At 55.7% G+C, this 13,558-nt stretch carries 9 protein-coding genes; 4 read left to right on the top strand and 5 right to left on the bottom strand.

Annotation, left to right across the window (positions count from 1 at the left end):
- Positions 1 to 2: 2 nt before the first annotated feature.
- The 3 genes from QYC28_RS08485 to QYC28_RS08475 all read right to left on the bottom strand — a co-directional run bounded on the left by QYC28_RS08485 (position 3) and on the right by QYC28_RS08475 (position 3,422).
- A complete protein-coding gene (locus QYC28_RS08485; protein WP_286625342.1) occupies positions 3 to 1,049 on the bottom strand; it encodes a PstS family phosphate ABC transporter substrate-binding protein in 1,047 nt (348 codons plus the stop codon).
- 80 nt (positions 1,050 to 1,129) lie between these two features.
- Entirely contained in the window at positions 1,130 to 2,494 is a 1,365-nt protein-coding gene (locus tag QYC28_RS08480; protein WP_149819956.1) for a glycosyltransferase family 2 protein, read from the bottom strand.
- Positions 2,415 to 3,422 (bottom strand): radical SAM protein, encoded by a 1,008-nt coding sequence (locus tag QYC28_RS08475; RefSeq protein ID WP_149819954.1) that lies wholly within the window; start codon positions 3,420 to 3,422, stop codon positions 2,415 to 2,417. The genes QYC28_RS08480 and QYC28_RS08475 overlap by 80 nt, the downstream gene beginning before the upstream one ends.
- Positions 3,423 to 3,678: 256 nt before the next feature.
- On the opposite strand from QYC28_RS08475, the gene QYC28_RS08470 reads away from it, so the two are divergent.
- The 3 genes from QYC28_RS08470 (at position 3,679) to QYC28_RS08460 (ending at position 8,662) form a co-directional block, all read left to right on the top strand.
- Positions 3,679 to 3,990, top strand: coding sequence for a Mo-dependent nitrogenase C-terminal domain-containing protein (locus tag QYC28_RS08470; RefSeq protein WP_399375120.1), 312 nt, complete (start codon positions 3,679 to 3,681; stop codon positions 3,988 to 3,990).
- Positions 3,991 to 4,056: 66 nt separating this feature from the next.
- Complete coding sequence (secA, locus tag QYC28_RS08465; RefSeq protein ID WP_149819950.1) at positions 4,057 to 6,834, top strand: preprotein translocase subunit SecA; 2,778 nt, start codon at positions 4,057 to 4,059, stop codon at positions 6,832 to 6,834.
- Positions 6,835 to 7,006: 172 nt separating this feature from the next.
- Positions 7,007 to 8,662: a phosphodiester glycosidase family protein gene (locus QYC28_RS08460; RefSeq protein WP_226971919.1), complete on the top strand. Its 1,656-nt coding sequence runs from the start codon at positions 7,007 to 7,009 to the stop codon at positions 8,660 to 8,662.
- Here QYC28_RS08460 and QYC28_RS08455 read toward each other — a convergent pair.
- Both QYC28_RS08455 and QYC28_RS08450 read right to left on the bottom strand, forming a co-directional pair.
- Positions 8,659 to 9,813: a M23 family metallopeptidase gene (locus tag QYC28_RS08455; RefSeq protein ID WP_302679301.1), complete on the bottom strand. Its 1,155-nt coding sequence runs from the start codon at positions 9,811 to 9,813 to the stop codon at positions 8,659 to 8,661. The genes QYC28_RS08460 and QYC28_RS08455 overlap by 4 nt on opposite strands.
- A 61-nt stretch (positions 9,814 to 9,874) precedes the next feature.
- Positions 9,875 to 11,200, bottom strand: a complete 1,326-nt coding sequence (locus QYC28_RS08450; RefSeq protein WP_302679300.1) for a cobyrinate a,c-diamide synthase — start codon at positions 11,198 to 11,200, stop codon at positions 9,875 to 9,877.
- A gap of 156 nt (positions 11,201 to 11,356) precedes the next feature.
- Between QYC28_RS08450 and QYC28_RS08445 the strand changes: the two genes are divergently transcribed.
- A complete protein-coding gene (locus QYC28_RS08445) occupies positions 11,357 to 13,555 on the top strand; it encodes a phosphoketolase (RefSeq protein ID WP_302679299.1) in 2,199 nt (732 codons plus the stop codon).
- Positions 13,556 to 13,558 lie beyond the last annotated feature (3 nt).

Below are 13,558 nucleotides of genomic sequence, written 5' to 3'. Positions count from 1 at the left end.
CCCTAGCGCAAGCGGACATAGCCGGCTTTTTCAATTGTGGCTTGACCCTGATCCGTTAATAACAGGGCTGCATAGGCACGACCGGCTTGGGCATCCGGGCTATTGTCATCCTTGGCAATGACAAACAGGCGACGGGTAATGGGGTAACTGCCCTCCTGAAAGGCACGATAGTTCAATGTATTCCGCCGCTGTGGACATTGGGCAGAATCCACATAGGGTTCCTGATAGGGAGGAACGTACTGATTGGGCTGCCGCCCCAAAGGCAAGGGTCGCACACTGCACTGACCAACAATTTCCGGTGCCGAGGCATAGTAAATGCCGCCGGAGGTTGCCCCCACCCGCCGTAGGGCATCTGTGGTATCCCGCACCATCACCACCTTGGGACTGAATGGCTGGTTCCCCAAGACATCTTGGACGAAAAACTCTACCGTTCCGCCATCTTCCAGCCGCCGTGAAAAGGGAGTAATGGCTAGATTCGGACCGCCCACTTGGCTCCAGTTCGTCAGTTTGCCCGTGTAAATATCAACCACTTGTTGCACAGTGAGACCGGGAATCTGGAGGTTGGGATTGACAGCGATCGCGATGCCATCGATCGCCACCGGTAGTTCCAGCAATTTTATCCCTTGGCTCTGCGCCTGCTGCCGCTCCTGCTCATTGAGGGGGCGGGAAGACTGGGCAAAGGCCAGTTGATTATTCATTAACATGCGAATGCCACTGCCCGATCCGGGGGTGCCGGTGGGGGGATTGGTGTAGCGCAGGCGAAAATTGGGCCAAGCTAACTGAATCAGGGGATCGACATCGCGGCGAATCGGTGCCCACGTCGTACTGCCCCCGTATTGAAACGTACCACTGGGAACATTGCTGACATCGCTGAAATTCGCAGCCGCCATCTCTGGCGTACTCTGGGGTACCCCCAAGTTTTCAGTCACCTGTTCAAGGGGATTTTGATTGCCCAGTAACCGAATCACGAGCACCGCCCCCACCCCCAATAGACCACAGGTGAGGACAAGAGACACCAGCAAAGGCAGCAGGTTGCTATTGCGAGACATGGCAGAACCAGTCAAAACTCTGCCCCTAGCCTAGCTCAAGGTTGTCCCCGCACGGATCTTTTTTTGGCCAATGTTTAGGTTTAGATGCCGTGGTGCACGGTTTTTACCCACTTGAGACGCTTGGCGCGTACAGCCATTCGCAGTGTTGTTGTACTCACCACAGGCAACCAATGGAGCATGTAGAGGGTACCCCGCAAACTCTGCCAAAATAGTTGCCAAATCCCCAGCGACTGCGTTTGAGGAATCCCTCGCAGCATCCCCACCATTGAAAGCGTAAAGCTCAGTGTCGTCAGGGGTACTAGCATCGGGCTGCGGTGACGCAGTAGAGCCATCAGCAGGTCGGGAATTGTGGCCGTGGGAATGGCGTATTTGATCAAAAACCAGCAGAGCACATCCCAGCTTTTTTGCCAGCCAAGGCGATTGCGCAGCAAGGGTTGCCAGTAGTCGAGATAGCTTTGGTAGCCGCCCTCGCCCCAGCGATTGCGTTGGTGCCACAGTGCCACGAGTGTGGTCACGCCTTCTTCCTGTACCGCTGGATTCATCAGCACGTCAATCTGCCAACCGTGGAGATGCAGCTTCAGACTGAGATCCAGATCGTCAGTAATGGTTTCTTCATTCCAGCCACCACAGCGCTCTAGAGCTTGCCGCCGCACAAATTGGCCATTGCCCCGCAGTTCGCCCATACCGCCACAGGCCACCCGCTGCTGTTGATAGTAGGCATCGAGGATCATTTCTGCCGCTTGGCCTTGGGTCAGCAAATTGATGTCGGCATTACTAATTGCTTTGCGCACTTGCACCGCGCCAACACTGGCCACCTGAAAGCGGTTGACCACCTGTTGCAGTAGATCTTGGGGTACGGTGGCATCGGCATCAAAGACGCCAATAATTTCTCCCCGTGTCAAGGGCAGGACTTGATTGAGGGCACCGGACTTACCCCCGCCCGCCCCCGGCAGCCGCCGCAGCACTTTGAGGTGAGGATATTGCTTTTGTAGTTCACTCAAAATATCGGGGGTGCGATCGCTACTGTTGTCATCAATAATCCACACCTCGTAGTGGGGATAATCCAAGCGGCAAAGGTTTTTGACGAGGCGACCAATCACCGCCTCTTCATTTTTCGCCGCTACCACCAAAGACACCATTGGCTGCACACTTTCTGTGGCCTCTAATGCAGGTAGCGTTTGCGGCTTGGCTCGCCAGTAGCGCAGTGTTTGCCAGCTCATGAGCAGCGTTAGGGCATAGATCAGCCAAATGCCACCCACAATCAGATGCAGGGCGATCGTGCTCCCCCAAATCAGAGAGAGCGCTAGGAAAGCCTTGCGACGGCGACCCTCAGAACGCGGTTGTAATGGAGGACTCTCTGGGGCATCAACCCACTCCGACAGGAGTTCGTCGAGGGGATCGGCTTCGTTGTAGAAACTGTTTTCGGGCCAGGAATTCTCCGGCATAGGTCACCTGATTGAGAAACCAGTACTTATCCACTCCCTTAAAGAAGCTGGGAATGAGATAACACCACACTGTGCAGCCTTCGCAGACGGAGAGTCGGCCTTGGGAGCGGCGATACTCCTCTACCACCTCGGAGGACTTGTACAGCTCGTACAGGCGACCATTGATGGGGACTCCCTTCTGCGCAAAGTGGTAGCACGGTAGCAGCAACTCATCATTGGGGGAAATGGCAATGACTGCATCCACCGCCTTGCAACGGGGATTTTGGGTATTGTTTCCCCCCGCACGGATGAGGGCTAATGCTGCCTTATTGTAACCAACATTGTTATACTTCTTCGCATTTTGTTCAATGTGGTCGGCAATTTCAGGGGTGGGGTTCTTCTTGTCGTTGTAGTTTTCATGGGCGGTAAAGGCGGGGTTCAACCAAACCCGTACCCCTAGACTTTGGGCAAATTCGGCCACCTCACCAATCCGTTCATAATTTTGGGCAGTGACGGTGTGATTCAGCACTGGATATTCACCAAGCTCAAGGGCAATTTTGACGGACTCCACCAACGTGTCAAAAATTTTCACGCCCCGCGACTGATCATGGGTGGCCGCATCAGGCCCATCGAGGGAGAAGTTCAAGAAATCCACCAAGCCCTGAATTTCCCTAGCACGGCGGGGATAGAGAATCGTATTTGTCGTCATGCTAGTCATGAAGCCGAGACGCTTGGCTTCCCGGTAGATGGCTGGGGCATCGGCACGCAGCAGCGGTTCACCCCCCGTAAAGTCCACATATTTGACCCCCAAACGTTTCAAATCGCGCAGATTGGTTTGGATGGCGCTAAAATCAGCTTCTTTGCCCGGTTCCAGTGCCCAAATGTCGCAAAAGTGGCAGCGGGCGTTACAGCGGTAGGTCAGGTAGTAGTTAGCAACCAGTGGACGCATTGAGTCTCTTCCTTAACGAATTCAAGCAAGGCCAAGATGAATAAAGCAGTCAATGAGTTTATGCAAGCAATTGAAAAATTTCTAGACAAAACTTCATCAGAGTTTGAGTTGCTGAACAGTTTAGCACTCTGCTGAGCTGAGGAATGGAGATCTATCCCTGAAGCGGCTGCAAGTTTAGCAATGCTTATTATTGATAAAGATTTTTTATATTAAAAGCGTATTACTATTTGCCTAGGTTATCTTTTACCGTGAGGGTATGCGCAATTGTGAGGATAGCCCCATGAATCAACGCCTTGCCCAACGCACGCCTACTTCTTTAACGACCAAAATCCGTCAGTGGCTAATGACTTATCCGATCACAACGCCAGCGATCGCCCACCGCATTTGCCGCCTTATTCCAGCCCAATGTCCCTTTGCCCGCACCCTCTCCCTCTTTGGTCGGCCAGTCATCAGCATTCCCCCTCTGTGTAAACTCAATCCCTTTTATGAAGAAGTCGTGATGCTGCGGTTTCGTGCCCTCACCGACCTCAGCGATGTCTGCCAAGAGGACATCAGCCAATACGTCTAGGCAGCGAGGAACTTGCAGTTGCTATACGATTAAAATGTATAGCTTTGTATCCATGGTGCCCGTCGCATGCTGAAAGCCCTATTTGGCGATCCCAATCAGCGCAAGGTTAAAAAGTATCAACCCCTTGTGGTCGAGATCAACCTGCTGGAGGAGCAAATTCAGCCCCTAAGCGATAGTGAGCTACAGGCGAAAACGGCTGAGTTTCGGCAGCGACTCGACAATGGCGAGACCCTCGATGATTTACTGCCCGAGGCTTTTGCCGTGGTGCGCGAAGCTTCACGACGGGTACTGGGGATGCGCCACTTTGATGTCCAGCTCATCGGTGGCATGATTCTCCACGATGGCCAGATTGCCGAAATGAAAACGGGGGAAGGAAAAACCCTCGTGGCCACGCTGCCGGCCTACCTGAATGCCCTGACGGGGAAAGGGGTGCACATTGTTACGGTCAACGACTATCTGGCACGGCGGGATGCGGAATGGATGGGACAGGTGCATCGCTTTTTGGGTCTGACGGTCGGGCTGATTCAGCAGCACATGGCTCCCCAAGAGCGGCAGAAAAGCTATGCCTGCGATATCACCTATGCCACCAACAGCGAAATTGGCTTTGACTACCTGCGGGACAATATGGCTACGTCCATGGCTGAGGTGGTGCAGCGTCCCTTCAACTACTGCATCATTGACGAGGTGGATTCGGTACTGATTGACGAAGCCCGCACGCCCCTAATTATTTCAGGTCAAGTGGAGCGTCCCACCGAGAAGTACCTCAAGGCGGCTGAAGTTGCCCGCCTCCTGAAAAAGGACGAGCACTACGAGGTGGATGAAAAGGCTCGTAATGTCCTCATGACCGATGAGGGGTTTATCGAAGCTGAAAAACTATTGGGGGTAAGCGATCTCTATGACCCCCAAGACCCTTGGGCACACTATATCTTTAATGCCATCAAGGCCAAGGAACTCTTTCAGCGGGATGTGAACTACATCGTCCGCAATGGTGAAGTGGTGATTGTAGATGAATTCACGGGACGAGTCATGGTGGGTCGCCGCTGGAGTGATGGCCTGCATCAGGCGATCGAAGCCAAAGAAGGCCTCGACATTCAAAATGAGTCCCAAACCCTCGCCACAATTACCTACCAAAATCTCTTTTTGCTCTATCCCAAGTTGGCGGGGATGACGGGGACAGCCAAGACCGAAGAGGCAGAATTCGAGAAAATCTACAAGCTAGAAGTGACGGTGGTGCCCACCAATCGCCCCAGTCAGCGGCGGGACTTTCCCGATGTGGTCTATAAAACCGAGCGGGGTAAATGGCTGGCCGTGGCCTCTGAATGTGCCGAGATTCACGCTACGGGTCGCCCCGTGCTCGTGGGTACCACCAGTGTTGAAAAGTCGGAGCTACTGTCGCAACTGCTGCGGGAGTTGGAAATTCCCCATAACCTGCTGAATGCCAAACCTGAAAATGTGGAGCGAGAGTCGGAGATCATTGCCCAAGCCGGCCGCAAGGGCGCAGTGACGATCTCAACCAACATGGCAGGCCGAGGCACCGACATTATCCTAGGGGGGAATGCCGACTATATGGCACGCCTCAAGGTGCGGGAATACTTTATGCCTCGCATTGTCATGCCCCCCAGTGACGACCCGATGATGCTATTGGGGCTGAAAATGGATCGCGGCGGTGGCCAAGGCTTTAGTCAGGCGGCGCAGAAAAACTGGAAAGCCTCACCGGGACTCTTCCCCTGCGAAATTAGTCAGGATGCGGAAAAGCTGCTGCGCCATGCGGTGGATGTGGCGGTCAAGACCTATGGGGAGCGCAGTCTGCCGGAGTTGCAGGCGGAGGATATGCTGGCGATCGCCTCGGAGAAAGCACCGACCCAAGATCCTGTGATTCAAGCCCTGCGGGATGCCTTTAACCGTATCCGCGAAGAATATGAGGTGGTCACCAAGAAAGAACATGAAGAAGTGGTGGCTCTCGGTGGTTTGCACGTGATTGGCACAGAACGCCATGAATCGCGGCGGATTGATAACCAGTTGCGGGGACGGGCAGGACGCCAAGGCGACCCCGGATCCACGCGCTTTTTCCTGAGCTTGGAGGATAACCTGCTGCGCATCTTCGGGGGCGATCGCGTCGCCAGTATCATGAATGCCCTGCGCGTTGACGAGGATATGCCCATTGAGTCGGGACTCCTTACCCGCAGCTTGGAAAATGCCCAGCGCAAGGTGGAAACCTACTACTATGACATCCGTAAGCAGGTCTTTGAATACGACGAGGTGATGAATAACCAGCGGCGTGCCATCTATGCTGAGCGGCGGCGAGTGCTGGAAGGGGAAGACCTCAAGGATCGGGTGCTGGAGTACGCCGAAAAAACCATGGACGACATCATTGCCGCCTATGTCAATCCCGATCTGCCGCCAGAGGAATGGGATTTAGAGGGCTTGGTGGCCAAAGTACAGGAATTTGTCTATTTGCTGTCGGATCTACGCCCTGAGCATCTGGCTCATCTCAGCGTACCGGAGATGCAGGCCTTTTTGCATGAGCAAGTGCGCACCGCCTACGAGCAAAAAGAAGCAGAAATTGAGCGCATTCAAACGGGTCTGATGCGACAAGCGGAGCGGTTCTTTATCCTACAACAGATTGACCTGCTGTGGCGGGAGCACCTACAACAAATGGATGCCCTGCGCGAGTCGGTCGGCCTACGGGGCTATGGCCAAGAGGATCCCTTGGTGGAGTACAAACGGGAGGGCTACGAATTGTTCTTGGACATGATGGTGATGATTCGCCGCAATGTCGTGTATTCTCTCTTCCAGTTCCAGCCCCAAGTGGCACCGGCATCCTCGTCCTCAGATCAGGCCTAGCTTCGTTTTCTCAGATCACCGTCTTTGGCTTGGAGCAATCTTTAACGCTGCGGGGTCAACTATACTGACGTAGTTTCAGTATGGATGTGCAGGGTTAAGTGTGGTTTCAAGGTCTGTTTGTTTAGTTTTTGGGAGTGCAATTGCTGTCGCGATCGCTCCCTCAACAATGGCAATGGCGCAGGTTATCGCCGGCGATCGCCTGAACTTAAATGGCCGCGACTATGCAGTGGCTTGGCAGCAGTGGCGCGATGACCAAAATCAACTGCGCATAGGGATTAGCGATGGTGGCCTTGCCAATCGCTTCGGGGTGCTCCTTGGGGATACTACAGACCCGTTTCAGCAACCAGTGGCTTGGTTTCAGCCGCAATTTAGCCCCTTGGCGGTGCGCTTTAGCCCCAACGGCATGTATCGCTACTTGGACATTACACCGTGGATTGAGCAATATCAGTGGCAGGTGCAACCCCAAGGCAATACGCTCCAGATCAGTACCCCCCCGGCACGGATTCTCAGTTGGCGGCAGGGACGACAACCTTGGGGCGATCGCTGGGTCTTTGAATTGGATCGCCCTACCCCTTGGCAAGTGAATCGGCTCACCTTTAGTCGTACTGGTCTCGCTCCCCGCGATCTTAGCCTGACGATTGAGGCGACGGGACAGTTGGCCACGATTCCCAATGTCAAAATTACAGCTACCCCCAATCGCACAGTCTTGGAAACACAAATTCCTAGCACAACTCGCCCAGTGGCCTCAATGCTGCTCAATCCACCGCGTCTGGTGATTGATTTTCGCAGGGATGCGCCCCCCCCGCGTACGATTCAATGGGCACCGGGGCTACGTTGGCAACAGCAAACCGTTACCCTCGGCAGTCGTCAGTTTCCTGTGGATCTGCTGATCATTAACCCTCAGCAGCCGGGGCTGCGTCTGCGTCCCCTCGGCATGACCCCCACAACCTTGGTGGGCTTAGCAACGGTGCCCGAACTGGCTCAACGCTGGCAAGCCGCAGCCGCCATTAATGCTGGATTCTTTAATCGCGATCGCCAAGCTCCCTTGGGGGCCATTCGCAGTGAGGGCAACTGGCTCTCAGGTCCGATTCTCAATCGCGGTGCCATTGGCTGGGACGATCGCGGCCAGATGGTTGTCGGTCGCCTTAGTTTGCAGCAGCGGGTGAGGACGCCGGCCGGTACGGTACCCATTGTCACGTTCAATTCTGGCTATGTCCAAGCCGGTCTTGCCCTTTATACCCCCAGTTGGGGCGCGAGCTACCAAGGGAAAACGGGCAGCGAAGTGGTGATTACGGTGCGCAATCAGCAGGTGGTGGGGCAGCAACCGATCAATAACAATCAAGCGATTCCTATTCCTGCAGATGGCTTTCTACTGGTGGCGCGTAACTTTAATTCCGCCTTGGCAAACTTCCCACCGGGAGCTTCCGTGCAACTGGAAACCACGGCTGTGCCCGCTGTTTTTAATAGCATTCCCAATATTGTTGGTGCAGGTCCCCTACTGGTGGATCAGGGGCGAGTGGTCTTGAATGCGGCACTGGAGCAATTTGGAGCGGGTTTAGATGCGCAGGCAGCCCCCCGCAGTGCCATGGGCAATCGCAATGATGGCAGCATTGTCTGGGTCACCACCCACAACCGTGTTGGGGGTATGGGGCCAACCCTCGCCGAATGGGCACAAATTGTCCGCCAGTTGGGCTTGATCAATGCCGTCAATCTGGATGGTGGCAGTTCCACGGCTCTCTACATTGGTGGGGTCTTGGTGGATCGCCATTCGGTGACAACGACGCGGGTGAACAACGCCATTGGTGTCTTTTGGCAGCCAACCCCCTAGAGATAGGCCAAGGGATCGCTGGGTTCACCGTTCAGGCGCACTTCAAAGTGGAGGTGGGGGCCTGTTGAGAGTCCCGTCGAGCCAACCTCAGCAATGGGCTGTCCCTGCCGCACAAATTCACCTTCCCGTACGAGCAATCGCTGGGCATGGGCATAGAGGGTTGTCATGCCGCCGCCATGATCCAGAATCACAGTTTGGCCGTAGCCCCCTGACCAACCGGCAAAGATCACGGTGCCCGCTTCAGCAGCAAAGATGAGGGTGCCAAAATCTGCCCCAAAATCCACCCCAGCATGAAATCGCTGTGTGCCTAAAATTGGGTGAATCCGCCAACCAAAGGGACTGGTCAGCGGTGCTTGAATGGGGTAGGCAAGACGACCACTGCGGGGAAGGGGTGGGGCGCCCCTAGGGACATAACCGAGGCGTTGGTTAATGAGCTGCTGAATGGCGGCACTATCACGGGCGAGTTGGGCTTCAATGGAGGCAAGGGCTTGGCGATCGCTCCGGAGGCGAGCAATGAGTTGCCGTTGGTTTGCAGCTTCGCGCTCATAGATGGCCTGTTGCTGTTGCAGTTGTTGGCGTAGGGCTTGAATGAAGCGCTGTTGCATTTGAATTTGTCGCTCCTGCTGCTGAAGTCGCTCGCGATCGCGAACCAAGGCGGCCAAGTGCTGGCGATCGCGCTCATAGACTTGACGCAGACGCCCCTGCTGCTCAAACCAATCGTTAAGGGTTTCCGCCTCAAAGACCATTGCCCACTGCGGAATCTCGCGGTAGCGTTGGAGCCGCCGCAGGCGATCGCTAATCACGGCCACGCTGGCTTCGTAGCGCTGGCTGAGGGTCTGTTGCTGTTCCTTGAGGTCTTTGAGCAGTTTTTCCGCTGCTTGCAGGCGATCGCTGGCCGCCATTAATTGCTGCGTTGTCGTATCCACATTGGTTTCCAAACTCTCAAGGCGATCGCTCGCCGCTGCCTCAAGGCGTTCGAGTTGTTGACGCTGCTGACCCACCGCCTGCTGGTGCTGCTGATGTTGTTGGATCACCCGCTGCCAATACGCCAAGTTTTGGGAGGGCGCCGTTGCCCAAGCCGCCAAAGTCACGCCTAGCATCACTAGCAGCCCAAGGCAAAGGTATAGCCCGTCGCGGTATTGCTTTGGCATTGACCTTCCCCAACACCACCCTACAAAAATACCTTCAAAAATTACGCTGCCGTGAGTCGCATTATCCAACCTTTGCTGCCTGCTGCAGAAAGCGAATCGCCCACTGCGGATTGCCGCCCCAATGGAGATGGAGATAACTGGCGTGGAGTCGAGAACTGCCCCAGCCCTCGGCTTGACCGTCCAATTGCCACAGCGGCGTTGGCGGCGGCACACTCAAACAGGAATAGTGAAATTCATGGCCTTGAACCCTCTCTCCTGCCCGCAGACACACCGTTGTTTGCAAAGCCGTGGCTTGGCGATAGCCGAGGGTGAGTTTTTTACCCATGCGGGCAACCGTCGGCAAGTATCCCACCAAAGGATAGTAGTCTCCCTCGCAGGTTTGGATGCCTTGGCTGAGGTACATGAGGCCACCACACTCGGCATAGAGGGCTAAGCCCCCTTCAATGGCCTGCCGCAGTGACTCAAGGAACGAGTGATTCGCCGCTAGCTCTGGGGCAAACACCTCTGGAAAGCCACCCCCCAGGATCAACCCCTGTAGACTGGTGGGCAAGTGGGCATCCCGCAGGGGTGAGACCGGAATTAACGTTGCCCCTAAAGCGTGGAGCAGATCAAGGGTGTCAGCGTAGTAAAACTGAAAGGCGGCATCTTGGGCAATGCCAAGGGTGACTGGAGTCAGGGGGGAAACGCTAAAAGGGGGGGCTGCGGGGGTGGGGGCTGGGGCAAGGAGTGGCGTGAGGCGCTCCCAGTCAAAACAGGTGTTTCCTAAATGGGCAAGGCGATCGCCGAGGTGCTGAAATTCCCCTGATTCGTGGGGCGGCACTAAGCCGAGGTGGCGACTGGGGAGTGCCAAGGCCTGATCGCGATAGATGATGCCGAGAATGGGCACCCCAAGGGGGGCAAGGGCAGCTTCTAACATTTGCCGATGGCGATCGCTGGCCACGCGATTTAAGACCACGCCGGCAATCTGGAGGGAGGGATCATAGTGGCAAAAGCCATAGACCAAGGCCGCCACCGAAGCTGCCTGTTTTTGCACATCCACAACCAGTAGGATGGGAGCCTGCAAGAGTTGGGCAATGTGTGCCGTACTGCCCTCATGGCTGCCCCCTCGACCATCAAACAGCCCCATCACCCCCTCAATGAGCACTGCATCCATACCCTGACTGTAATAGCCCACACAGGCGCGGACATAGTCAGCACTGGTCAACACCACGTCAAGGTTACAGCAAGGGCGGCCACTGATGGCGCTGTGAAACAGGGGATCAATGTAGTCAGGCCCCACCTTAAATGTTTGGACGCGCTGCCCCCGTGCCGTTAAGGCTGCATTCAAGGCCAAAGCAACCGTTGTTTTGCCGACACCACTGCGATCGCCCGCTATCACCAATGCCATCGTTAATCCCGTTCCCCAAGAAAAATCAATCTATGGCCACAATCCATCGCAATGCCTGCATTTCAGGGAGATTCCCTGCCCCAGCCGCCGTGAGAGCGCCCCCCACCCCTGTAAGATAGGAGACTAAGCGTGCAGTCAACAGTTGGGTCAGGGTCTATGACAGCGGTAACTTCGGTGCCCAGTTTCTGTGAAGGAATCCAGTATTTCGGCGACGATTGGCCAGATTGGCAACGGTATGGTCAAAGCCCCCTCCTCAATGACCAACAGAGCACCCTCACAGACTTAGACACCCCTGCGGCTGCCTATCAAACGCTCCTCTATGCCGACGCCCTGCGCTATCTAATTTTACAGATGACCGGCAGTAAAGCCTCAGGTCACCCCGGTGGTTTTGCCAGCCAAGCGGAAGCTTATGCCGCCCTAGTAATGCTGGGGCACAAGAACATCATCACCGAAGTAGGGCACCACGCCCCCGGCTTTTATGCCGCCCTGTTCTTGGATCGCTCCCTAGAAAAAATGGGTATTTATACGGTTCAAGACCTGCGCGATCGCTTCCGCGAAAAACATGGCCTCCTTGGCCACCTCTCTGGCTATATTCCGGGGGTTCTGGCCCCCGCTGGTCCCCTCGGACAGGGGCAGCACTTTGCCATGGCCGCCGCTTGGTTGCACCGCCAAACCCTCTTTCCCTGCACCTTGGGGGATGGTGGCCTAGGGGAACCCTATGTGATGAGCAGTATGGCCCACTTCCACACCGCTTTTCCTGAGGTGACCAACTTCCTGCCTGTCCTCGTGTGGAACGGCTTTAGCCAAGAGCACCACAGTATGGTCTCCCGCAAAACCAATCCCGAAATGATGGCCTACTGGCACGGCAATGGCTTCCAAGAGGTGGTGCTGGTGGATGCCAAGGACTTTGACGACAGCGACCAAGAAGGGGATTACGTTGATAGCACGCTCTTTTCCTTTGGTCAGCGATTGGCCTTCATGCAGGCGGTGCTCAAGGGGGTACAGGAGGCGGCGCGATCGGCCCTCTCCGGCAAGTTAACGGTTTTTATCCTCAAGCAACTGAAAGGCGCCGGCGTGCATGCCAAGGGGGCAAAATCCCACAATCTCTACGCCCAGCACACCCTCGACAACCCTGATATTGTCAATGCTCTCAAAGCCCGTGCCCTTTCCCCCGCTGCTTGGGAACTGGTGCGCCAAAACTGTGTTGCTGCGGCCGGTGGGCCAGCGGCGGAGGTGGTGGTTACTGAGCAGGTCTTAGATTTACCGCCCCTTGGGGAGGTTGCCCTTGAGGCCTATGCCTTGGGTGAAAACAAAGTAGCCACAACGGCGATGGGGCGCATGGTGGCAGAAGTGGGACAGCGCGATCGCCGCTATCTGGTCACGAATGCCGATGGCAATGAGGCCTCTGGCATTGGCAACATCAACCAAGCCCTGAAGATCATTCACCCGACCACGGATCCCCTCTACAACCAAGTGCCCAATGGCCAAGTCTATGAACCCCTGAGCGAAGATGCCTGTGCGGGTCTGGCGGCAGGGCTGTGCTTGATGGGGAGCCGCAGCCTTTGGTGCTCCTACGAATCCTTTGCCATTAACGGCCTTCCCATTTGGCAAACGGTTACCCAAGCCATGGCTGAACTCCGTCGTCCCACACCCGCCACAGTGACCCTTTATACTGCGGGTGCCCTTGAGCAGGGGCGCAATGGCTGGACGCACCAACGCCCGGAAATTGAAGCCTACTACGCTGCCCTATTGCGCAATGGCAATGTCTTTGTCCTCTTTCCGCCGGATGCCAACAGCATTCAAGTGTGCTATCGCTGGGCACTCACAGCACAAAACAAGGGAATTGCCATCTTTGCCAGTAAAACACCCCTACCGGTGCGCACCACCTTTGCCCAAACCGAACAGGCCCTTGATGACGGTGCAGTAACCCTCTACGAGTCTGCCGCTGGTCGTGCCACATTGGTACTGGCGGTGCTGGGGGACATGATTTTGCAACCCGTGTATAATGCCCTGCCCCAGTTGGAGCAGCTTGGCTATCGGGTGCGGATTGTCTCGGTGATCAATCCCCGGCGACTGTACCGCCCCACGGATGTTGCTTGGCAAACCTGTGCTGAACCCGATGGTGGTTTTGCCGATGAGGCCACCTTCCAACGACTTTTTGGTGGTGATGCCCTTTTGGGAGTCACGGGCGGCCCTGCGGCACTGTTGGAGCCAATTCTTTTGCGTGCCACCTGTCCCCGCGATGTGTTGGCTTGGCAACGGGGAGAAACGACGGCTAGCCCCGCCGAACTCATGGCCTACAATGGCCTCACCCCCGAAGCGATTTGCGATCGCGCCCGTTCACTCCTGAAGTAAGTG

Origin of the sequence: Thermosynechococcus sp. HY596 (assembly GCF_030518715.1) — a bacterium.
In the GTDB taxonomy this organism is placed as follows: domain Bacteria; phylum Cyanobacteriota; class Cyanobacteriia; order Thermosynechococcales; family Thermosynechococcaceae; genus Thermosynechococcus.
Note: the sequence above shows the minus strand (reverse complement) of the source record. Positions and strands in the feature narration are given on the sequence as shown.

Bases quoted from the DNA above. Each gene is read 5' to 3' on its own strand.
- QYC28_RS08485 (WP_286625342.1), bottom strand. From the start codon at position 1,049: ATGTCTCGCAATAGCAACCTGCTGCCTTTGCTGGTGTCTCTTGTCCTC.
- QYC28_RS08480 (WP_149819956.1), bottom strand. From the start codon at position 2,494: ATGCCGGAGAATTCCTGGCCCGAAAACAGTTTCTACAACGAAGCCGAT.
- QYC28_RS08475 (WP_149819954.1), bottom strand. From the start codon at position 3,422: ATGCGTCCACTGGTTGCTAACTACTACCTGACCTACCGCTGTAACGCC.
- QYC28_RS08470 (WP_399375120.1), top strand. From the start codon at position 3,679: ATGCGCAATTGTGAGGATAGCCCCATGAATCAACGCCTTGCCCAACGC.
- secA (WP_149819950.1), top strand. From the start codon at position 4,057: ATGCTGAAAGCCCTATTTGGCGATCCCAATCAGCGCAAGGTTAAAAAG.
- QYC28_RS08460 (WP_226971919.1), top strand. From the start codon at position 7,007: ATGGCGCAGGTTATCGCCGGCGATCGCCTGAACTTAAATGGCCGCGAC.
- QYC28_RS08455 (WP_302679301.1), bottom strand. From the start codon at position 9,813: ATGCCAAAGCAATACCGCGACGGGCTATACCTTTGCCTTGGGCTGCTA.
- QYC28_RS08450 (WP_302679300.1), bottom strand. From the start codon at position 11,200: ATGGCATTGGTGATAGCGGGCGATCGCAGTGGTGTCGGCAAAACAACG.
- QYC28_RS08445 (WP_302679299.1), top strand. From the start codon at position 11,357: ATGACAGCGGTAACTTCGGTGCCCAGTTTCTGTGAAGGAATCCAGTAT.